Genomic DNA, 19,391 nt, shown 5'->3' with positions numbered 1-19,391 from the left:
TTGGAAGTGCCTGTTAAGGCTAACCTCCAGAGGGGAACACTCTAGGGCGCTAATGGGAGGAGAACGCGCCCAGGAGATGATCTATATATGTGCTCATCATGCCCAAGAAACAAGCATCTATTTTGCAACACACGCATGCAAAAAGACGCAGGCTGTGGTCTAACCCATATCCGAGACCTATAGGACCAGCAAAATCAGCAAAACGGAGTGTACGGAGGCGCGATTCTCACTACAGAATCGCCAATCGCGATCGATTTCTGTGCCCAAATGCCAAAACCGCGCAATGATGTGGAAGCAGGCAGCAGCCGTTCATTTATCAGGCAGTCAGGGAGGAAGCACCCAATGCGGACGTTTTCGGCGATCGCCGGATGCGCGGCATTCTTCATCGCCGCGCCCGGCGTGGTTGCCGGGCTGGTGCCCTGGCTGTTGACCGATCGCTGGGGCTTGCCATGGTCGAGCCTGCCGGGCTTTGTGCCTGTTGGCGGGCTCCTGATCGTCACCGCGATCGCTGCACTGCTGCATGCCTTCGGCCGCTTTGCGCTCGAGGGGCTGGGCACGCCCGCTCCGGTTGCACCGACCGAGAGACTGGTGATCGGCGGCATCTACCGCCATGTCCGCAACCCGATGTATGTCGCGGTGCTGTCGATCATCCTCGGCCAGGCGCTGCTGTTCTCGAGTTTGACGCTTGCCGCCTACGCGACCATCGGCGCGATCGCCATGGTGTCGTTCGTCCGGCTCTACGAGGAGCCGACACTGGCCCGCCGCTACGGCGCGCAGTACGAAATCTATCGCCGCGCCGTGCCCGCCTGGCTGCCGCGGCTGACGCCCTGGCGGGGGTGATTCTAGAACTGGATGAAGACCAGAAAGTCGGACGCCAGGGGTGGATCAGAAAGACCAGCTACGCGCCTTGGCGATGATGAAATCGCGAAAGACATGCAGCTTGGCCTGGTTCTTCATCGCGTCCGGATAAGCGAAATAGGTGTCGAATGACGGCACCTCGGTCTCCGGCAGCAATTGCACCAGGTCGGAATCCTTGTTGATCACATAGTCGGGCAGCATGGCGATGCCGGCGCCGCCCTGCACCGCGCGCTTGATCGACAATATGTCATTGATCTGCAACGTCGGCACCCTTTGTCCGCCTTCGAAATCGCCAATCGTTTCCAGCCAGTTCAGTTCCGACAGATGCGACGGCACCGGCACGCCGAAGGTGACGATGCGATGGCTCTTCAGCTCGGCCACCGAAGCCGGCTTGCCGTGCTTGGCGACATAGGTGGGCGAGGCATAGAGGTGGAAGTGTACGGTGAACAGGCGGCGCTGGATCAAGTCCGGCTGCTGCGGCTGGCGCAGCCGGATGGCGCAATCTGCCTGGCGCATGGTGAGGTCGAGTTCCTCGTTGGCGAGGATCAGCTGCAGGCTGATTTCGGGATAGAGCTCTATGAACTCCTGCACCCGCTCGGTCAGCCAACCGGCGCCCAGCCCGACGGTGGTCGTCACCCTGAGCACGCCGGAGGGGCGATCCTTGGTCTCGGTCAGCCGCGACTTGATGGTTTCGAGCTTCATCAGCACGTCATGCGCCGTGCGGAACAGCATTTCGCCCTGCTCGGTCAGCACCAGCCCGCGGGCATGGCGGTTGAACAGCGGCACGCCGACATCATGTTCGAGCGCGCTGACCTGCCGCGAGATCGCCGATTGCGACAGATGCAATGTCTCGGCCGCATGGGTAAACGACCCTGCCTCCGCCGCAGCGTGAAACACGCGTAGCTTGTCCCAGTCCAACGCCATGCTACCCCTCGTTCTGTTTTGGCGTCTGAATGAAAAATCAGGCTTTTACACGGCGTTTCTAAGTCGCCTTCTGAACTCTTTATTCCGCCGCTTCACGGTGCACTTCGATGCCGGCCAGATACTTCTCCGCCTCGAGTGCAGCCATGCAGCCGAGCCCCGCTGCGGTCACCGCCTGGCGGTAGATGTCGTCGGTCACGTCACCCGCCGCAAACACGCCGGGAACGTCGGTGCGGGTCGAATCCGGCGCCGTCCACAGATAGCCGTTCGGCTTCTGCTTCAGCTTGCCGGCAAACAATTCGACCGCCGGCGCGTGGCCGATGGCCACGAACACGCCGTCGACCTTGAGATGTGTTTCCTGGCCGGTCACCGCATGCTTGAGCTTCAGCCCTTCGACCGAAGGCGGCAGCGGCGCCTTGCCGGGACGGCCGGTGATCTCGTCGACGATCGTGTCCCAGATGATACGGACATTGCCCTTCTTCAGGAGCCGCTCGCGCAGGATGCGCTCGGCGCGGAAATCGCTGCGCCTATGGATGACCGTCACACTCTTGGCGAGGTTCGACAGGTAGAGTGCCTCTTCCACCGCCGAATTGCCGCCGCCGACAACAGCGACATCCTTGCCGCGGTAGAAGAAGCCGTCGCAGGTGGCGCAGGCCGACACGCCGAAGCCCATGAAGGTTTGTTCGGTCGGAATGCCCAGCCATTTGGCCTGCGCGCCAGTGGCGATGATCAGCGCGTCGGCGGTGTAGGTGGTGCCGGAATCGCCCTTGGCGCGGAACGGCCGCACATTGAGGTCGACCTCGGTGATGATGTCGTTGATGATGTCGGTGCCGACATGTTCGGCCTGCTTCAGCATCTGCTCCATCAGCCACGGACCCTGGATGGGGTCGGCGAAGCCGGGATAGTTCTCGACATCGGTGGTGATCATCAGCTGCCCGCCCTGCTGCAGGCCGGCGACCAGCATCGGCTTCAGCATGGCGCGGGCGGCGTAGACCGCCGCCGTATAGCCGGCGGGGCCGGAACCGATGATGAGAACGGGCGCGTGCTTGGTGGTCATCTGGAAGCCTCTGCGGAGGGCTGCCGACAATTGCGGCATGGAAAACTCGTCGATATCGCGCGTAATGTAAGTGTTGCCCACGGCGCCAGCAAGGCAGGTTGGCATTCGTCCCCGGAAAGCTTTGTCGCACCCCTGTCGCCGCTTTGATCGGCCGAAATATTCCGAGCGAGGGATGGAATGGACAGCGAAGTCGTTTAATTACAAGATCACGCAAGATTCTTGCGTATTGCCCCTGACTTATCGAGAGCCCTCATGCCGCTCAAGGCCGATCTCGACGCCATCGACTGGAAGATCCTGCGCGAGCTTCAGGCCGATGGGCGCATGACCAATGTCGAACTGTCGAACCGCGTTGGCATTTCGGCGCCGCCGTGCCTGCGCCGCGTCAAGCGGCTGGAGGAAGCCGGCATCATCCGCGGCTACCGCGCCTTGCTCAACGCACCGGCGCTCGGCCTCGATGTCGTTGCCTTCTGCCTGATCGGCCTGCATCACCAGGCCGACGCCGAACTGCGCACCTTTGCAGAGCGTACGCGCGGCTGGCCGATCGTGCGCGACGCCTGGATGGTATCGGGGGAATCCGATTTCCTGCTGCACTGTGTGGCGAGCGACCTGGGGGCCTTCCAGACCTTCGTCATCGAGGAGCTGACTTCGACCCCGAATGTCGACACGGTGCGCACCGCGCTCACCATCCGCCGGGTCAAGGACGAGGGGCTGGTCTCGTTTGCACAGCCTTGAGGCTGGTCGACGGCAGCACCACATCGTCCCCGCTCGATGCGAATTCCCGGCTTCGCCATACCAGGGCCGCTTTCGCATTCGACAGGCTCTGGTGTAGAAAGCCGGAACGTTCTGACGGACGTGGCTGCTTTGTTGGTTTCCTAAGGCAATTTCAGGAAAGTGTGACGGGTTTTTCGACAGGGCTTGCGTAACAACAAATGGCGCAAGCAGCGTAATTTCACAGAACAGTGTGCTGTAGAGTGGGATCATGACTCGATTTTCTAGCCCGGTTTCGGCGCTCATCATCTGCATGAACGAAGCCGACATGATCGGCCCGTGCCTGGAGAGCGTCGACTTCTGCGCCGACATCGTCGTCGTCGATTCAGGTTCGACGGATAACACCCTGGACGTCATTCAGGAGTTCATCGCCAAGGGCTACCCGATAAGGCTGTTTCACAACGATTGGCCGGGTTTCCCACGTCAGCGGCAATTCGCGCTTGATCAAGCCACGCAGCCATGGTGCCTTTCGATTGAAGCCGATGAGGCCGTCGACGCCCTGCTCAGGCGGTCGATCGTGACCGTGACGCAGCCTCACAACGAGGCCATCGACGGATGGTTCGTAAGACGCCGCGACAAGCTGAAAGGCTATGGCTATGCGCACCGCTGGGTGCTGCACAACAGGCTGCTGCGTCTGTTCCGCCGCGACAAGGCCACCATGGACATTGACCTGCGGGTCCATGAATCGTTCGAGGTGCCGGGCGAAACCGGTACGATTGAAAATGGCGTGTTGCTGCATCGCCGCGAAATGACTGTCGTGGAGGATCTGGCAAGGGCCAACACCTACTCCAGCCTCAAGGTTGCCACGCTGGTCGAGAGAGGCAAGAAGCCAGGCTTGATAAGGCTGGTCCTGTCGCCGCTCGGCAACTTCCTGAAGTTCTACCTGGCCAAGCGCTATTTCCTTTGCGGCCGGCATGGCTTCGTCTATTCGATGATGGTGATGGTGTATTCGTTCGCCACCGAGGCCAAGCTTTACGAAGCTTCGCGAGACAACGATCCGACTTGAGGCCGCACGGATGGTGCTTGAGCATGATCATGATCTTGCCCGAAGCCGGATTCCACTTTTCGAGATCATGACACGGTGCCGAGTGCCGCTATTGCGGCGAGCAGGCCACCCAGATCCTCGTGGTCGCGCCAGCGCTGGACTGTAAAGCCCGATCGAACGGCCGCTTCGCCGTCGACCAGCCAGCCCTGCAAAAGGCCGGCGCGCTGTCCCGCCTCCATGTCCGCCGGCTTGTCGCCGACGATCAGCGATCGCCGCAGATCGAGCCCCAGACATTTGGCCGCCTCCAGCAGCATGCCGGGATTGGGCTTGCGCATCGGATGATCGGCGATCGCAAGCGGCCCCTCGCCCGCCTCGTGATAGGCGCAGGCAAGGACCATATCCACGAACGCGTTGTCGGCGCGCAGCAGGTCGAGCACGCGGCCATTGACGGCGGCGAAATCGCTCCAGCCGTAGTAGCCGCGCGCGATGCCCGACTGGTTGGTGACGATGATGACGGGAATGCCGGCCCGATTGGCGGCACCGATCGCAGCGGCGATATTTTCGCGCAGCACCATTTCGGCCGGGTCATCGGGATAGCCGGTGTCGAGATTGATGGTGCCGTCGCGGTCGAGAAACAGCGCAGGCGTACCGGTCGGAAAAATCCTGCTATCGATCCGCTCGACCCACAGTCCGGGCTCCTGGAGCGGATAGGGTTCGGGCTTCACGACCTGTCAGCCATTGCTGAGACGCGCTTCGACCACTTCGCACAGATGATGATAGAGGCACAGATGCCCCTGCTGGATGATCGGGGTCGAGGTCGAGGGCACGTTGAGCAGGATGTCCGATAGCGGCTTGAGCTTGCCGCCGGTGTCGCCGGTCAGGCCGATCACCGTCATGTCGATCATCCGCGCCTGCTCGGCAGCGGCGAGAATGCTCGGCGAATTGCCGCTGGTCGAGATTGCCAGCAGCACGCCGCCCGCCGAGCCATGCGCCTCGACCTGGCGCGAAAACACCGTGTCGAAGCCATAGTCATTGCCCCAGGCGGTCAGCACCGCGGCATTGGCCGGCAGTGCGATGACATTGTAGGCCTTGCGCTCCTTGAGGAAGCGGCCGACCAGTTCGCCGGCGATGTGGATGGCATCGCTGGCCGAGCCGCCATTGCCGCAGATCAGCAAGGCTTTGCCCTGCGAAAGAGCCGTCACGATGGCGCTCACCGCCCGCTCCATCTCGCTCGTCAGGTCGCGCTCGACCATGGCGGAAATCGAGGCCGCCGAGCGGACCAGGTAGTCGTTCAGGTCAGACATGAATTCCTCAGCTTGTGGTGCCGCCGGCGCGCAATTTGCCGATGGTGTTGGTGGTGCTTTTGCCGGCGACGAGATCGATCAGCACGACGCGGCCGCCCGCCTTCCGCACCACATCGGCTCCGACCACGGTGTCGATCGTGTAATCGGCGCCCTTGACCAGCATGTCGGGCAGCAGCGCTTCGATCAGCGCCAGGGGCGTGTCCTCCTCGAACACCACGACCGCATCGACCGAGGCAAGGGCGGCGAGCACACAGGCGCGGTCATGCTGGTCGTTGACCGGCCGCCCGACGCCCTTTAGCCGTCGCACCGAAGCATCGCTGTTGAGGCCAAGCACCAGCCGGTCGCACTGGCTGCGCGCCGCGTGCAAGAGACTGACGTGGCCGGCATGCAGGATGTCGAAGCAGCCATTGGTGAAGCCGACGCTCAAGCCCTCCTCCTTCCACGCCGCGACCATGCGCGCGGCCGACGTAGCGTCGAGGATGGCATCCTTGTGGGCGGTCGGCCCGTGCGAACGGAACAGCGCACCGGTGAGTTCCTCGACCGTCAGCCGCGCGGTGCCGCGCTTGCCCACCACGACGCCGCCGGCGGCATTGGCGATCGATGCCGCCGAGACAGGGTCGGCACCGGCCGCCAGCGCCAATGCAAAACTCGCGATCACCGTGTCGCCGGCGCCCGAAACGTCGAACACTTCGCGCGCCTGGGTGGCGATATGGCGCGCCTCGGTCGGGTCGACCACGCTCATGCCCTTTTCGCTGCGCGTCGCCACGACGAAATCGAAGCCATGCGCTGAAATCAGCTGGCGTGCCGCCGCCACGATCTCGTCATCGGCGAACACCGCATGGCCGACAGCTTCCCCAAGCTCCTTGCGGTTGGGGGTGATGGCGGTCGCTCCGGCATAGCGCGCATAGTCGCGGCCCTTCGGATCGACAAGCACCGGCTTTCCCGCCTCACGGCAGATGGCGATCAAGTCGCCGGCGACGCCGTCGAGCAATATGCCCTTGCCATAGTCGGACAGGACGACGATGTCGGCGCGCGTCAGCGCCGAGCGGAAATGCCGGATCAGACCGTCGCGCTCCGCAACATCGAGCGGCTTGATCTCCTCTTCGTCGAAGCGCAGCACCTGCTGGTTGAGCGCGCTGAAGCGGCTCTTCGACGAGGTCATGCGGCCACGCGCCTGCGCCAGGCCGGCAGTGTCAGCGCCGAGTTCGCGCAGCATGCGCACGAGATTGTCACCGGCTGCGTCGGCGCCGATCACCGACACGGGAACAGCGGATGCGCCGAGCGAGACGATGTTGGCGACGACATTGCCGGCGCCGCCCATAGTCGAGGTTTCGCCGCGCCCGTGCAGCACCGGGATCGGCGCTTCCGGCGAGATTCGCTCGATGACGCCGTTGACGAACCGGTCGAGGATGAAGTCGCCGACCACCAGCACGGTGGCCTGGCCAAACCGTGCGATGGCGCGGTGCAGGGGTTCGGGAGAAGGCGGATTGTGCTTGATCATGTCACTGGCAACGCGTGGAAATGGCCGATTTCAACCTTGCGGGTAATCATCAATTGAAGGGCCGGTTCGTTCATGGCGAAGCCGATATACCGCAAATCCACGCAGCGCAACGGCTGGCCATGACCACGATGGCCAGGCGGTCAGGTCTTCTGCAGGGCGACATGGACACCCAGCCCGACCAGCACCGCCCCACCGGCCCGCTGCATCAGGCGCTGTGCACGGCTCGAACGCCGCAAGCGGCCGATCACGGCACCAGCCAGGAACACGCAGACGATATCGGCCGAAGAGAACATCAGATTGACGATGGTGCCCAACACGACGAACTGCAGCCAGACCGGCAGCGCCGCCGAGGTATCGATGAACTGCGGCAGGAAGGCCATGAAGAAGATCGCCGTCTTGGGATTGAGCACCTCGACGGTGATGCTCTCGAAAAAGGCGCGCCGCGCCGATTTCCGCTCGATCGCGGGCAGCGCCATGTCGCCCTCGACGCGCTTGCGGAACAGCGAAACGCCGAGCCAGATCAGGTAGAGCGCGCCGACCAGCTTGACCGCCAGGTAGAGCGGCGGCACGGCGTGAAACAGCACCGACAGGCCTGCGGCAGCGGCAAAGACATGCACATAGCCGCCCAGATGAATGCCAAGTGCTGCCGTCAGGCCGGACCAGCGGCCGCGCGCCATCGTCTGCGCGGCGGCGAAGAGCATAGCCGGGCCGGGAATGTAGGCGAAGATCGCCGTGGTGGCGAAAAATGCAATGAGCAGTTCGGTCGACGGCATTCTTTTGTCCCTCACGATCGTCCCGGGTGGCACAAACCGACTGAAGCGGAAGCTTTGCGGCGCCACTGTGACATCCGCTTCGCTGCCTGCTTTATCGACAGCCCACCTTGCCTCCCTTATAAGGGCCGGAATCGGCAAGTGAAACGCGTATCAGGGCCAACAACATGATCATCGTCACGGGCGGCGCCGGCATGATCGGCTCCAACATCGTCGCCGCGCTGAATGCCGAAGGCCATGACGACATCCTCGTCGTCGACGACCTCACCGATGGCCACAAGATCGCCAATCTCGCCGATCTGCGCATCGCCGACTATCTCGACAAGGACGATTTCCTGGGCCGTATGGAGGCTGGCTCGTTCGGCCGCATCGAGGCCGTGTTCCACCAGGGCGCCTGCTCGACCACCACCGAGTGGAACGGCAAGTTCATGATGGAGGTGAACTACGCCTTCTCGAAACGGTTGCTGCATGCCTGCCAGGCGCTGCGCGTGCCCTTTCTCTACGCCTCTTCGGCGTCCGTCTATGGCGGCGGCGCAGAATTTCGCGAAGACCCGGCGCTCGAGCGGCCGCTCAACGTGTATGCCTATTCCAAGAAGCTGTTCGACGACTATGTCAGGCGCACCGTCTTCGACACCGATCATGCGCAGGTTGTGGGCTTGCGCTACTTCAACGTCTACGGTCCGCGCGAGGCGCACAAGGGCGCCATGGCCTCGGTCGCCTTCCACCTGTTCAACCAGGTCGAGCGGGGCGAGAACCCGAAACTGTTCGGCGCTTATGATGGCTTCGGACCGGGCGAGCAAAGCCGCGATTTCATCCATGTGGGCGACGTTGCCGACGTCAATCTGTGGCTGTGGAAGCGCGGATCGAGCGGCATCTTCAACTGCGGCACCGGCCGCGCCCAGCCCTTTCGTGCCATTGCCGAAACCGTCATCGACACGCTGGGCAAGGGCGAGATCGAATTCATCGAGTTTCCCGACCATCTCAAGGGCAGCTACCAGAGCTTTACGCAAGCTGATATGTCCCGTTTGCGCGCGGTCGGTTACAATGGCCAATTCCGGACAGTGGAAACCGGTGTCAGAGACTATGTCGAATGGCTGAAAGCCCAACGATCCTCGTGATCGGCCCACGCTGGGTGGGCGACATGGTGATGGCGCAGTGCCTGTTTTCGGCACTGAAAGAGCTTCATCCCAACGCCGCGATCGATGTGCTGGCGCCGGCCTGGGCCGCACCGCTGGTCAAGCGCATGCCCGAAATCCGCCAGCAGATCGACTTTCCGCTCAAGCCCGGCGCGCTGGAATTCACCATTCGCCGGCGTTTCGGCCGACTGCTGCGCGGCCGCTACGACATGGCCTATGTCCTGCCGGGCAGCTGGAAATCGGCGCTGATCCCGTTCTTTGCCCGCATTCCGCGCCGTTTCGGCTATTTGCGCGAAATGCGCTACGGCCTGCTGACCGACATCGTGCCGCTGCCCGACAGCGTCAAACGACGCACGGCGCAGGCTTATTTCGGCCTCGCCCAGGGCGGCAATTTCCGGCCGCCACGCCTGACCGTGGACGCGAAGAATCAGGCCGCTCTGCTCGACCGCTTCGGACTCGCGCCCCAGAAATTCGCAGCGCTGATGCCTGGCGCCGAGTTCGGCCCGGCCAAGCGCTGGCCGAGCGAAAGCTATGCCGGGCTTGCCCGTGATCTCATGGCGAAGGGTTTGAAGGTCGCGCTGTTCGGCTCGAAGAACGACCGCGACGTGGCGGCGGAGATCGCCGCCCTCGCCCCCGGCGTTGTCGACCTCGCCGGTCAGACGCGGCTGGAGGACGCCATCGACCTGATCTCGGCGGCAAGGCTGGCGGTGTCCAACGACAGCGGGCTGATGCATGTCGCGGCGGGAGTCGGCACGCCGATCGTTGCCGTCTACGGCTCGACCTCGCCACAGAATACGCCGCCGCTGGCGGAACGGTGCGAACTGGTCTGGCTCGGCCTGTCCTGCTCGCCTTGCCACCAGAAGGTCTGTCCGCTCGGCCACCTCAACTGCCTGAAGACGCTTGAAGTCGAGCAGGTTGTGGCAGCGGCGAAACGCCTGCTGGAAATCCCGGCAGCCGCATGAAGGTCCTCATCGTCAAGACGTCGTCGATGGGCGACGTCATTCACACCTTTCCGGCCGTCGAGGATGCCCGCCTTGTCAGGCCCGACATATCCTTCGACTGGTGCGTGGAAGAGGCATTCGCCGGCATCGTTGCGTTGCATCCGGCGATCGACAGGATCCACACGGTGGCGATCCGGCGCTGGCGCAAGACATTGCTCGACGGCGGCACATGGCGCGAAGCGGCTGCCTTGCGCCGCACCCTGCGTGATTGCCGCTACGACCTCGTCATCGATGCGCAGGGCCTGCTGAAGTCAGCCCTGGTGGCCAGGCAGGCCGGCGCGCCGATCGCCGGCTTCGACCGGTCGAGCGCGCGCGAACCTTCTGCGACGCTGGTCTACGACGTCACCTACGCCGTGCCGCGCGACCTGCACGCCATCGAACGCACGCGGCGGCTGTTCGGGCTGGCGCTCGGCTACCAGCCCGATCTTTCGAGGCTGGACTCCGGCATCGTCCCGCCGCCCGGCAATCTGGCCGGCATCAGTGGCAGAATCGCCTTCCTGCTGCACGGCACCAGCCGCGAAGACAAGAAATGGCCGGTTCAAGACTGGATCGAAACCGCCCGTCTGCTGGTTGAAAGGGAAACGACGCCGGTCACCACATGGTCGAACGAGCGCGAAAAGGCCGTCGCCGAAGCGATCGCCGGGGCTGTTCCGTCAACGGTCGTGGTGCCCAAATCGCCGCTCTCCGACATCGCCGCGATCATCGGCCGCTCGACGCTGGTCATTGGCGCCGACACCGGGCTGACCCATCTCGCCAGCGCCTTCGGCCTGCCGACGGTTGCGGTTTTTCTTGCCACCGAGCCCGGCCTCACCGGCCCGCGCGGGCCATACGCATCAACGCTTTTGGCCGCACTCGGGGACCATGTAACGCCGGGGCAAGTGGTAGCGGAGGCCGATAGGCTGCTGGAGCGTAGCCAGGCGGATTGATTTATTCAATCAATTCAATTGGAAAGGTTAGTGCTGCCCCTCATCCGCCTGCCGGCACCTTCTCCCCGTATAGTGACGGGGAGAAGGGAGCAGAGCGCAAAGTTGGCGGATGTTTGCAAACGCTGAAAATTAGCGAAATCATCGGTGAAGGCGTCCTTCTCCCCGTCGCTATACGGGGAGAAGTGCCCGGCAGGGCGATGAGGGGCGGCGCCAGCCTTGGCTTGAAAAGCAGATCGGCGCAAATCGGCGCTTCTCAAATCCGCTAGATAAACTGCACCTGGACGATCTCGTAACCCCTTGCTCCGCCTGGCGCGTTGACCTCGATGGCGTCGCCGACTTCCTTGCCGATGAGCGCGCGCGCGATCGGCGAGGAGATCGAGATGCGGCCGGACTTCACGTCGGCTTCCTGGTCGCCGACGATCCGGTAGGTCTTCTTTTCCTCGGTGTCCTCGTCGACCAGCACCACGGTGGCGCCGAACTTGACCTTGTCGCCGCTGAGCTTGCTGACATCGATCACTTCGGCGCGCGCGATATAATCTTCAAGTTCGTTGACCCGGCCCTCATTGAGGCTCTGCGCCTCTTTTGCGGCATGGTATTCGGCATTTTCGGAAAGGTCGCCATGCGAGCGCGCCTCGGAGATCGCCTCGATGATGCGCGGCCGCTCTTCCTGCTGGCGCCAGCGCAGCTCTTCCTTCAATGACGCGAACCCCTCGCCTGTCATCGGGACCTTGTTCATGATGCCTGACCTTTCCTGCTGCCACCCCCGCGCTTCGGGGAAAGCCTTGTCGATGGGTACAAAAAGAAAACGGTCCGAGAGCCTCGGGCTAACGGAACCGTTTCACCGCAATTTCCCTGAATATAGCAATCTTCGCGGGTTTTTCACGCCCAAAAATCGGTTTTGCGAAAATGTTCTCCGGCTTTCACAAATGCCGTCGCTGCATTCGCAAATGCTACCGCGGCAGATGCGAACCGGCGATGGCCGGCAACAAAAAATCCGGCCGCGATCGCTCGCGGCCGGATTGAGAAATATTGGGCGCCGAAATCAGCTCCGCATGAAATGGTCGATCTGCTCCGACAGCATACCGTATTCGCGCGAACCCTTGCCGGTCCGCTTTTCGATTTCCATCAACTGCTGCTGGGCACCGGCCAGATCGCCGATCTGCAGATGCGCTTCGCCGAGATATTCGCGCACCAGCGTGTAGTTGGGGTCGATGCGCAGCGCTTCCTCGTAATAGCCGAGGCCGACGGTGACGCGGCCGGAATGGCGGTGCGAATAACCGAGATAATTGAGGATACGCGGATCCTGCTTGTTGGCGGCGAGGCTGAGCACGGCGATCGCCTCGTCATAGCGCCCGGCCAGCGCCAGCGAATGCCCGGCATCATAGATGCTGTCATCATCCAGCATGCCTTCCTGGGGTGCGACGCACTTTTTCTTCTTCTTGTCCCAGACCTGGCCCTTCTTGCACTGGGTCACGGTCTGGTCGCTGCCGCCGCTACTGCCGGCGGCGTACACCGGAACGGCAAGGAACTGCAGTGCGACAAGGGCAGTCGCCGCCTGGATCAGCATTCTTTTATGCATCGAAGCCTCCTTGAGGGGTGAGAATGCAACACTAACGCCGGACGCCCTCGGTTTCATCCCGGAAAAAAAGCATATCGGAGAACATCAGGTGACGGATGCTGCAAATCCGCTATCATTCAAGCAAACGACCTGACGGAGACGGAATGTGCAGCGGCGCCTTGAAAAGGATTGGGAGCTTTCGATCGGCCCCGACACCGTGCGCCTGTTCATCCTCAAGGCCAAGGCATTGAGTGCCGCCGTCAATGAAGACTATGCCGGTGGCGCCGAGCATGAGGTCGAACTCGACGGCGAGGCCCATGCCAACCACCATCATGACGGCCTCGCCGAGGAAAGTTCCGAAAACCTCACCGAGGAAGAACTGCGTGAGTTGATCAACGACCTCAATGTCGACGAAGCTGCCGAACTCATCGCCCTGGCCTGGATCGGTCGCGGCGACTACGATGGCACCGAATGGGCGGATGCGCTTGCAGCGGCGCGCGAACGCGCCAACAGGCGCACGGCGAAGTATCTGCTTGGCATGCCTCTGCTTGCCGACTGGCTGGAGGAAGGGCTGGAAGCGATCGGCGCGTAACATAGCGGTTACCGTTCGTGATGGGGCCAAGGCAACCTCCTTGCGTCCGCGCCGTTGACGGCCATGGGGTCGATTGTCTTTTCCCAAACCTGCAGGATTGCACTGGTCGTAGCCATCGCGGCTGTGCTTGTTACGCCCGCTGACGCCAGACATCGGCAGCGGCACCACAAGCCCCAGGTGGAGCAGCCGATGTCGCTGCGGGCCGACCAGCCGCTGGAACCGCGGGGCAAGCATCGGCTGAAACGGCGGGGCCCTCAGCACGTCACGCCGGGCCCGACAAAGATACAGCAGAAAACGCAGGATCCGTTGACATCACCAGCCGACGTTCCGGTGCCGGAGCCACGTCCCGCAGACGCGCAGAAGGCCGAGGTTTCAAAGAAGGACGAGCTGAAGACGCAAGCTCCAAAGAGCGGCGGAGCGGCTGACCGGCTCAATCAAGATAAGTCGCATCAAAAAAAGCAGGCGCGCCCCGAACCATCGGCCGATACGGAAAACGAACCGGAGCCGCCTTCCGTGGCGCCGACGCCACCACCAAAGCCTGGGACCGTGGAGCCCGAGGTTGAGCCACCGGCCGTCGCCCCGCAGCCACCGCAAAAGCCGGCGGATGCAGGCGACGAGAAAATGCTGCCCGACCCGCGCTCGGCCGATCTCCCCGACGACAAGATGCCCGACGAGGAAGTCTCTTGCCGCGAGCGGCTGAAGACGCTCGGTGTCGAATTCGAGGAACACAAGGCAGAAAGCAATCCCGACATCGGCTGCTCGATCCCCTACCCGATCGTGCTGAAGACACTCGGCAAGTCGATCGCCATCGGCCCCGGCACCGAGCTCAATTGCCCGATGGCCGAAGCTGCGGCGCGTTTCGCCGCTGACGTCATCCAGCCGGCCGCGAAAGCCGAATTCGGGGCGGATCTGCAATCGATCGGCCAGGCATCGGCCTTTGTCTGCCGGCCGCGCCACGGCACGAGAAAACTGTCGGAACACGCCTTCGGCAACGCGCTCGACATCGCCAGCTTCACGCTGTCGGACGGCAAGAAGATCGAAGTCGGCCCGGCGCCGCCGGAAAAGGACGCGAAATTCCTCAACGCCGTGCGCAAGGCCGCCTGCGGACCGTTCAAGACCGTGCTCGGACCAGGCGCCGACCCCGACCATGCCTTGCATTTCCATCTTGATCTCGAACCGCGCCGGCATGGTGGCACCTTCTGCCAGTGAGCCTGGTGGGCCGACACTGCATGCCGCAATTCGGCCGCAGGCATGAACACGGGCGCTGAGTTTTCCTTTACCCTTGATCGTTAAAATGCCGGATATCCGTGAATGGGATTTCCGCCAATGGCCGGCAAATTTCGCGTCGTGTTTTCCACCGCCGCGCGCCAATCGAAACATGTTGCGATGGTCGCCGCCGGCCTTGCCCTCGCGGCGGTTTCGGCCTGCAACACCGGCAGCGTGCTGTCACTTGAACCGGCCGTCGATGTCGGCTCGCAGACCGCTGCCGTGCCGCAATACACGGGCATGCAGAAGCTTGTTCCGTCCAATCCCTATATGACGAGCGCCGCCTATCCGCGCATGGATGAGCCGATGTCGCCGGTCGAGCAGATGCCGGCCAGCGAAACCGACTGCCGCCAGCAGTTGAAGCGCCTCGATGTCGCCTACACCGACCTGGCGCCGATCCATGAAGGTCAGTGCGGCATCGATTATCCGGTCAAGGTCTCGGCCATAGGCAGCATCCAGATGAAGCCCGCCGCCACGCTGACCTGCGACATGGCCGCGACCTTCGCCGGCTGGACGAAGAACGAACTCGTTCCCTCCGCCCGCTGGCGCTATTTCTCCGGCGTCAAGACCATCCACCAGGGTTCCAGTTATTCCTGCCGTAACATTGCCGGCGAAGGTGTGCTGTCGGAGCACGGCAAGGGCAACGCGCTCGACGTGATGAGCATCGAGCTCAACAATGGCGACGACATCGACGTGCGCAAGCCCGGCCTGTTCGCCTTCCGCACCCGCGGTTTCCTCAACAATGTGCGCGCCGACGGCTGCCAGTATTTCACCACCGTGCTTGGCCCCGGCTACAATTACGACCACCGCAACCACTTCCACTTCGACATCAAGAACCGCAGGAACGGTTATCGCGCCTGCCGCTAGAGTGTCGGACAACAGCATGTCGACGCCCTTTGCCGGCGAAACACGACATCGCATAGAGTGATGCCGGAACGTTCGGGCGACGGTGATGAGCCAGCGAAGTTTTCGGCGACGCATTGCAATCTGGATGACGGCCTTCCTGGCCGCCTATCTGGCGCTCGCCTATTTCGCCGCGCCGGAATTCTGGACATTCCGGGATCGCGGCTTTCGCACCCAGCTCTTCGAGATGGTGACGCACACGCCGCAGGGCATTCCGGGTGATCCGATCAATGTCGGCCTTGTCGGCACCAAGAAGGAAGTGGTCCATGCCTTCGCCGTCGCCGGCTGGGACACTGCCGACGCCGTGACCTTGACGACCGCGATCGAGATCGGTGAAAGCGTGCTCTTCGACCATCCCTATCCCGATGCGCCGGTCAGCCGGCTGCTGTTCGACGGCCGAGCCCAGGATCTTGCGTTCGAAAAGCCGGTGGGAGCCAGCGCCGACCGGCGTCATCATGTCCGCCTCTGGCAGACAGGCGCGAGCGGCGACGACGGCCGGCCGCTGTGGCTCGGTTCGGCCAGCTTCGATCGCGGCGTGGGGCTGAGCCACGATACCGGCGCCATCACCCATCACATTGGCCCCGACATCGATGCCGAACGAAATTTCCTGATGCGCGATCTGGCCACCGCCGGCACGCTGATCTCGACCAGAGACATGGCCGGCATCGGCGCCACCAGCAGCGGGCGCAATGGGGGCGGCGATCCCTATTTCACCGACGGCGAGGCCGTTGTCGGCGTGTTGAAGCAACTGCCGTGAGATCATGTGTTCTGAGACCAGATGGTCCGGGATCGACCTGAAAATTGGCCGTGACCCCGATGCCGCAGACGACATCGGTTGAGAGCTGTCACTGTCATCTTCTAAAAATCTTGGCGGACTATTTTCGAAAGCCGCGCCGCAATGCTATTGACCGCTCATGCTATACGTCGAAATCGCTATCGTGGTCGTCCTCATCTGTGTGAACGGCCTTTTGTCCATGTCCGAGCTCGCCATCGTCTCGTCGCGCCCGGCCAGGCTCAAGGCGATGATCGACCGCGGCGTCAACGGCGCCGGCCGGGCTCTTGAGCTTGGCTCCAATCCCGGCAAGTTCCTGTCCTCGGTGCAGATCGGCATCACTTTGGTCGGCGTTCTCTCCGGCGCGTTTTCCGGCGCCACGCTGGGCGACCGGCTGGCCACCTTCCTGGCCTCGGCCGGCATGCGCGAAAACGTCGCCGATCCGGTCGGCGTCGGCATCGTCGTCGCCATCATCACCTATTTCTCGCTCATCGTTGGCGAGCTGGTGCCCAAGCAGATCGCCTTGCGCGATCCCGAGCGCGTGGCCGCGCGGGCGGCCCCGGCAATGACCATCCTCGCCACCGTCTCGGCTCCTCTGGTCTTCCTGCTCGACATTTCCGGCCGCGCCATATTGTGGCTGCTCGGCCAGCGCGGCGAAAGCGAGGAGAAGGTCACCGACGAGGAGATCAAGATGCTGGTCGCCGAGGCCGAGCACCATGGCACCATCGAATCCGACGAGCGGCGCATGATCGCAGGCGTCATGCGGCTTGGCGACCGCGCCGTACGCGCCGTGATGACGCCGCGCACCGAGGTCGACTGGATCAATCTGCAGTCCGACGAGGGCACCATCCGCAAGCTTTTGATGGAGACCCAGCATTCGCGCCTGCCTGCGGGCGACGGTGGCGTCGACGTCATGGTCGGCGTCGTCCAGACGCGCGACGTGCTCGCCGCGCTGCTTGCCGGCCATGTGCTCGACCCGCGCCGGCATGCGCGCGCCGCCCCCATCGTCTATGACCAGGCCGACGCGTTGGACGTGTTGCAGAAGCTCAAGGAATCCGACGTGCCAATGGCGCTGGTGCATGACGAATACGGCCATTTCGAAGGCATCGTCACCCCGGCCGATATTCTCGAAGCCATCACCGGCGTCTTCAGGGCGGACACCGATGCCGGCGACGAGGAAAACGCCGTCAAGCGCGAGGACGGCTCATGGCTGCTCGCCGGCTACATGCAGGCCGACGAAATGGCCGAGATTCTGGGCATCGACCTGCCGGAAAACCGCGACTATGAGACCGTCGCCGGCTACGTGCTGGCGCACATGCATCACCTGCCGGCGACCGGCGAATGCGTCGACGCGCAGGGCTGGCGCTTTGAGGTGGTCGATCTCGACGGCCGCCGCATCGACAAGCTGATCGCCACCCGACTGCCCGGCTCGCACCGAGAAGCCGTGCGCTGACGAACGGCCTTCAGGCTCCCTGTCTGATTCGTTCGATCGTCGCTTTGATCCCGCCTCAATGTGCGTCCGGAGGCGGCGCCTTAGGTGTGACGTTGCGCAGGAACGGTACGAGAGCCGTCGCGATGACGAACGCGATCATGATCACCAGGAACGCATCCGCGTAAGCCATCGTGGATGCCTCGCGATAAGCCAGCTGCCACAGCTGTTTCAGCGAAGCAGTGTGACCGTCGGCCACTGCGCCCGGGATCTGGCCATAACGCAGCGCGACGTTGTCGACGAGGCGCATCGCAGCCTCATTCTGTGGCGTCAAATGCGATGCAATCATCAGGAAATGGAAGTTGGTGCGGTCGTTCAGGATCGCGCCGCAAACGGCGATGCCGACCGCACCGCCGAGATTGCGCATCGTGTTGAACAGCCCGCTGGCATATTTCAGCCGTTCGGGTGGCAGGCTGCCGAGACCGAGATTGACGCTGGGCGCGACCGCGAAGACCTGTGGGAAGCCACGAAAGATTTGGGGCAGAAGCAGCTGCGCGGCGCCCCATTCGCTGGTGATGGCACTGAAGCTCCACATCGACGCACCGAAGGAGGCAAGCCCGAACATCATCAGCCAGCGCGTGTCGAAGCGCTTGGCGAGGAAGATGTAGACCGGGACGCCGACCATCGAAGCGACGCCGGTGGAAAAGACCGCCAGCCCGGTCTGCAGGGCGTCGTAGCCGCGCACGTAACCGAGGAACAGCGGCGTCAGGAAGATCGTGGCGAAGATGCCGACACCGGTGATGAACGAGAGAAAGCAGCCGATCGCGAAATTGCGGTTGCCGAAGGCACGGAAATCGACCACCGGCTGCGAATAGGTCAGGCTGCGGACGACGAACAGAACCCCGGTGACCCCGGCGAGGATGGCGCCATTGCGAATTGTCGCATCATCGAACCAGTTCCAGCGCGAGCCCTCCTCGAGAACATATTCAAGTGTGCCCAGGCTGACCGCCATCAGGACGATGCCGATGTAGTCGGCGCCCTTCAAAAGGGACGGATCGGGTTCGTCGATCTTGACCAGGGTGGCGACGAGGATGGTGATGATGGTGCCGGGAATGACGTTGACATAGAAAAGCCAATGCCAGCTCAGCGTATCGGTGATCCAGCCGCCGATGACGGGGCCGAGCGTCGGCGCGATCGAAGCGATGCTGCCAACCACCGCGGCCGCATAGACCCGCCTCGGACCCTGGAAATAGTGGAACGACGAGGTGAAGACCGTCGGGATCATCGACGCGCCGAGCAGCCCCTGCAGTGCGCGGAAAGCGATCATGCTTTCGATGTTCCAGGCCAATCCGCAAAGCATGCTTGCCAGGGTGAAGCCGGCCGCCGAGATGGTGAAAAGCCACCGGGTCGAGAAAACGCGCGTGAGCCAGCCCGACAGCGGGATCACGATGATTTCCGCCACCAGGTAGGATGTCTGCACCCAGCCGATCTGATCCTGGGCAGCCGACAGGCCGCCACCGATATCCTGGAGCGAGGACGCGACGATCTGGATGTCGAGAAGCGCGATGAACATCCCCACGCACATCACCATGAACGGCAGGATGCTCGCGAAGAAGGACTGCGGGACGGCGCGCTCTGACATGG

20 protein-coding genes are annotated in these 19,391 nt (G+C 63.0%); 11 read left to right on the top strand and 9 right to left on the bottom strand.

Annotation, left to right across the window (positions count from 1 at the left end):
• Positions 1-342: 342 nt before the first annotated feature.
• A complete protein-coding gene (locus CGZ66_RS33415) occupies positions 343-840 on the top strand; it encodes a methyltransferase family protein (RefSeq protein WP_095090931.1) in 498 nt (165 codons plus the stop codon).
• Positions 841-885: 45 nt separating this feature from the next.
• Here the strand turns inward: CGZ66_RS33415 and CGZ66_RS33410 are convergent, their stop codons facing one another.
• Both CGZ66_RS33410 and trxB read right to left on the bottom strand, forming a co-directional pair.
• Entirely contained in the window at positions 886-1,782 is an 897-nt protein-coding gene (locus CGZ66_RS33410; protein ID WP_095090930.1) for a LysR family transcriptional regulator, read from the bottom strand.
• 79 nt (positions 1,783-1,861) lie between these two features.
• Positions 1,862-2,836 (bottom strand): thioredoxin-disulfide reductase, encoded by a 975-nt coding sequence (gene trxB, locus CGZ66_RS33405; protein ID WP_095091710.1) that lies wholly within the window; start codon positions 2,834-2,836, stop codon positions 1,862-1,864.
• Positions 2,837-3,088: 252 nt separating this feature from the next.
• On the opposite strand from trxB, the gene CGZ66_RS33400 reads away from it, so the two are divergent.
• Together CGZ66_RS33400 and CGZ66_RS33395 are read left to right on the top strand one after the other, a co-directional pair.
• Positions 3,089-3,568: an Lrp/AsnC family transcriptional regulator gene (locus CGZ66_RS33400; protein WP_095090929.1), complete on the top strand. Its 480-nt coding sequence runs from the start codon at positions 3,089-3,091 to the stop codon at positions 3,566-3,568.
• A 247-nt stretch (positions 3,569-3,815) separates the two neighbouring features.
• A complete protein-coding gene (locus CGZ66_RS33395) occupies positions 3,816-4,610 on the top strand; it encodes a glycosyltransferase family 2 protein (RefSeq protein WP_095090928.1) in 795 nt (264 codons plus the stop codon).
• A 65-nt stretch (positions 4,611-4,675) separates the two neighbouring features.
• On the opposite strand, the gene CGZ66_RS33390 is transcribed toward CGZ66_RS33395, so the two are convergent.
• From CGZ66_RS33390 to CGZ66_RS33375, 4 genes are all read right to left on the bottom strand, one after another.
• Complete coding sequence (locus tag CGZ66_RS33390) at positions 4,676-5,314, bottom strand: HAD-IIIA family hydrolase (RefSeq protein ID WP_095090927.1); 639 nt, start codon at positions 5,312-5,314, stop codon at positions 4,676-4,678.
• A 6-nt stretch (positions 5,315-5,320) separates the two neighbouring features.
• The gene (locus CGZ66_RS33385; protein ID WP_095090926.1) at positions 5,321-5,893 is read right to left on the bottom strand and encodes a D-sedoheptulose-7-phosphate isomerase; all 573 of its coding nucleotides are present in this window, start codon (positions 5,891-5,893) and stop codon (positions 5,321-5,323) included.
• Between the two features lie 7 nt (positions 5,894-5,900).
• Positions 5,901-7,394, bottom strand: a complete 1,494-nt coding sequence (gene rfaE1 / locus CGZ66_RS33380) for a D-glycero-beta-D-manno-heptose-7-phosphate kinase (RefSeq protein WP_095090925.1) — start codon at positions 7,392-7,394, stop codon at positions 5,901-5,903.
• Between the two features lie 140 nt (positions 7,395-7,534).
• Positions 7,535-8,167 carry a LysE family translocator gene (locus CGZ66_RS33375; protein ID WP_095090924.1) on the bottom strand — a complete coding sequence of 211 codons (633 nt, stop codon included), beginning with the start codon at positions 8,165-8,167 and terminating at the stop codon, positions 7,535-7,537.
• Positions 8,168-8,331: 164 nt separating this feature from the next.
• Between CGZ66_RS33375 and rfaD the strand changes: the two genes are divergently transcribed.
• The 3 genes from rfaD to waaC are packed head-to-tail and all read left to right on the top strand — an operon-like array spanning position 8,332 to position 11,227.
• On the top strand, positions 8,332-9,282 hold the full coding sequence (gene rfaD, locus CGZ66_RS33370) for an ADP-glyceromanno-heptose 6-epimerase (protein WP_095090923.1): 951 nt from the start codon (positions 8,332-8,334) through the stop codon (positions 9,280-9,282).
• On the top strand, positions 9,255-10,262 hold the full coding sequence (gene waaF / locus CGZ66_RS33365; protein WP_095090922.1) for a lipopolysaccharide heptosyltransferase II: 1,008 nt from the start codon (positions 9,255-9,257) through the stop codon (positions 10,260-10,262). Before rfaD ends, waaF begins: the two co-directional genes overlap by 28 nt.
• On the top strand, positions 10,259-11,227 hold the full coding sequence (waaC, locus tag CGZ66_RS33360) for a lipopolysaccharide heptosyltransferase I (protein ID WP_095090921.1): 969 nt from the start codon (positions 10,259-10,261) through the stop codon (positions 11,225-11,227). Before waaF ends, waaC begins: the two co-directional genes overlap by 4 nt.
• Positions 11,228-11,489: 262 nt before the next feature.
• Here the strand turns inward: waaC and greA are convergent, their stop codons facing one another.
• On the bottom strand, positions 11,490-11,963 hold the full coding sequence (greA, locus tag CGZ66_RS33350; protein WP_095090920.1) for a transcription elongation factor GreA: 474 nt from the start codon (positions 11,961-11,963) through the stop codon (positions 11,490-11,492).
• A 306-nt stretch (positions 11,964-12,269) separates the two neighbouring features.
• On the bottom strand, positions 12,270-12,806 hold the full coding sequence (locus CGZ66_RS33345; protein WP_095090919.1) for a tetratricopeptide repeat protein: 537 nt from the start codon (positions 12,804-12,806) through the stop codon (positions 12,270-12,272).
• Between the two features lie 145 nt (positions 12,807-12,951).
• Between CGZ66_RS33345 and CGZ66_RS33340 the strand changes: the two genes are divergently transcribed.
• The 5 genes from CGZ66_RS33340 (at position 12,952) to CGZ66_RS33320 (ending at position 17,771) form a co-directional block, all read left to right on the top strand.
• A complete protein-coding gene (locus CGZ66_RS33340) occupies positions 12,952-13,377 on the top strand; it encodes a DUF3775 domain-containing protein (protein ID WP_095090918.1) in 426 nt (141 codons plus the stop codon).
• 177 nt (positions 13,378-13,554) lie between these two features.
• Positions 13,555-14,586, top strand: coding sequence for an extensin-like domain-containing protein (locus tag CGZ66_RS33335; protein ID WP_167392349.1), 1,032 nt, complete (start codon positions 13,555-13,557; stop codon positions 14,584-14,586).
• Positions 14,587-14,703: 117 nt separating this feature from the next.
• Positions 14,704-15,510, top strand: coding sequence for an extensin-like domain-containing protein (locus CGZ66_RS33330; protein ID WP_095090917.1), 807 nt, complete (start codon positions 14,704-14,706; stop codon positions 15,508-15,510).
• Between the two features lie 85 nt (positions 15,511-15,595).
• Complete coding sequence (locus CGZ66_RS33325; protein ID WP_095090916.1) at positions 15,596-16,303, top strand: LssY C-terminal domain-containing protein; 708 nt, start codon at positions 15,596-15,598, stop codon at positions 16,301-16,303.
• A 157-nt stretch (positions 16,304-16,460) separates the two neighbouring features.
• Positions 16,461-17,771, top strand: a complete 1,311-nt coding sequence (locus CGZ66_RS33320; RefSeq protein ID WP_095090915.1) for a hemolysin family protein — start codon at positions 16,461-16,463, stop codon at positions 17,769-17,771.
• 55 nt (positions 17,772-17,826) lie between these two features.
• Here the strand turns inward: CGZ66_RS33320 and CGZ66_RS33315 are convergent, their stop codons facing one another.
• Positions 17,827-19,389 (bottom strand): DHA2 family efflux MFS transporter permease subunit, encoded by a 1,563-nt coding sequence (locus CGZ66_RS33315; protein WP_095090914.1) that lies wholly within the window; start codon positions 19,387-19,389, stop codon positions 17,827-17,829.
• Positions 19,390-19,391 lie beyond the last annotated feature (2 nt).

Source organism: Mesorhizobium sophorae, from assembly GCF_002270415.1.
Taxonomy (GTDB): domain Bacteria; phylum Pseudomonadota; class Alphaproteobacteria; order Rhizobiales; family Rhizobiaceae; genus Mesorhizobium; species Mesorhizobium sophorae.
This window is presented reverse-complemented; position numbering and strand designations above follow the sequence as displayed.

What these genes read in the sequence shown, in the direction of transcription:
- rfaE1 (WP_095090925.1), bottom strand. Translation starts at nt 7,394, where the DNA reads ATGATCAAGCACAATCCGCCTTCTCCCGAACCCCTGCACCGCGCCATC.
- CGZ66_RS33415 (WP_095090931.1), top strand. Translation starts at nt 343, where the DNA reads ATGCGGACGTTTTCGGCGATCGCCGGATGCGCGGCATTCTTCATCGCC.
- CGZ66_RS33410 (WP_095090930.1), bottom strand. Translation starts at nt 1,782, where the DNA reads ATGGCGTTGGACTGGGACAAGCTACGCGTGTTTCACGCTGCGGCGGAG.
- waaC (WP_095090921.1), top strand. Translation starts at nt 10,259, where the DNA reads ATGAAGGTCCTCATCGTCAAGACGTCGTCGATGGGCGACGTCATTCAC.
- waaF (WP_095090922.1), top strand. Translation starts at nt 9,255, where the DNA reads ATGGCTGAAAGCCCAACGATCCTCGTGATCGGCCCACGCTGGGTGGGC.
- CGZ66_RS33400 (WP_095090929.1), top strand. Translation starts at nt 3,089, where the DNA reads ATGCCGCTCAAGGCCGATCTCGACGCCATCGACTGGAAGATCCTGCGC.
- greA (WP_095090920.1), bottom strand. Translation starts at nt 11,963, where the DNA reads ATGAACAAGGTCCCGATGACAGGCGAGGGGTTCGCGTCATTGAAGGAA.
- CGZ66_RS33325 (WP_095090916.1), top strand. Translation starts at nt 15,596, where the DNA reads ATGAGCCAGCGAAGTTTTCGGCGACGCATTGCAATCTGGATGACGGCC.
- rfaD (WP_095090923.1), top strand. Translation starts at nt 8,332, where the DNA reads ATGATCATCGTCACGGGCGGCGCCGGCATGATCGGCTCCAACATCGTC.
- CGZ66_RS33395 (WP_095090928.1), top strand. Translation starts at nt 3,816, where the DNA reads ATGACTCGATTTTCTAGCCCGGTTTCGGCGCTCATCATCTGCATGAAC.
- CGZ66_RS33315 (WP_095090914.1), bottom strand. Translation starts at nt 19,389, where the DNA reads ATGTCAGAGCGCGCCGTCCCGCAGTCCTTCTTCGCGAGCATCCTGCCG.
- CGZ66_RS33345 (WP_095090919.1), bottom strand. Translation starts at nt 12,806, where the DNA reads ATGCATAAAAGAATGCTGATCCAGGCGGCGACTGCCCTTGTCGCACTG.
- CGZ66_RS33320 (WP_095090915.1), top strand. Translation starts at nt 16,461, where the DNA reads ATGCTATACGTCGAAATCGCTATCGTGGTCGTCCTCATCTGTGTGAAC.
- CGZ66_RS33330 (WP_095090917.1), top strand. Translation starts at nt 14,704, where the DNA reads ATGGCCGGCAAATTTCGCGTCGTGTTTTCCACCGCCGCGCGCCAATCG.
- CGZ66_RS33385 (WP_095090926.1), bottom strand. Translation starts at nt 5,893, where the DNA reads ATGTCTGACCTGAACGACTACCTGGTCCGCTCGGCGGCCTCGATTTCC.
- CGZ66_RS33375 (WP_095090924.1), bottom strand. Translation starts at nt 8,167, where the DNA reads ATGCCGTCGACCGAACTGCTCATTGCATTTTTCGCCACCACGGCGATC.
- trxB (WP_095091710.1), bottom strand. Translation starts at nt 2,836, where the DNA reads ATGACCACCAAGCACGCGCCCGTTCTCATCATCGGTTCCGGCCCCGCC.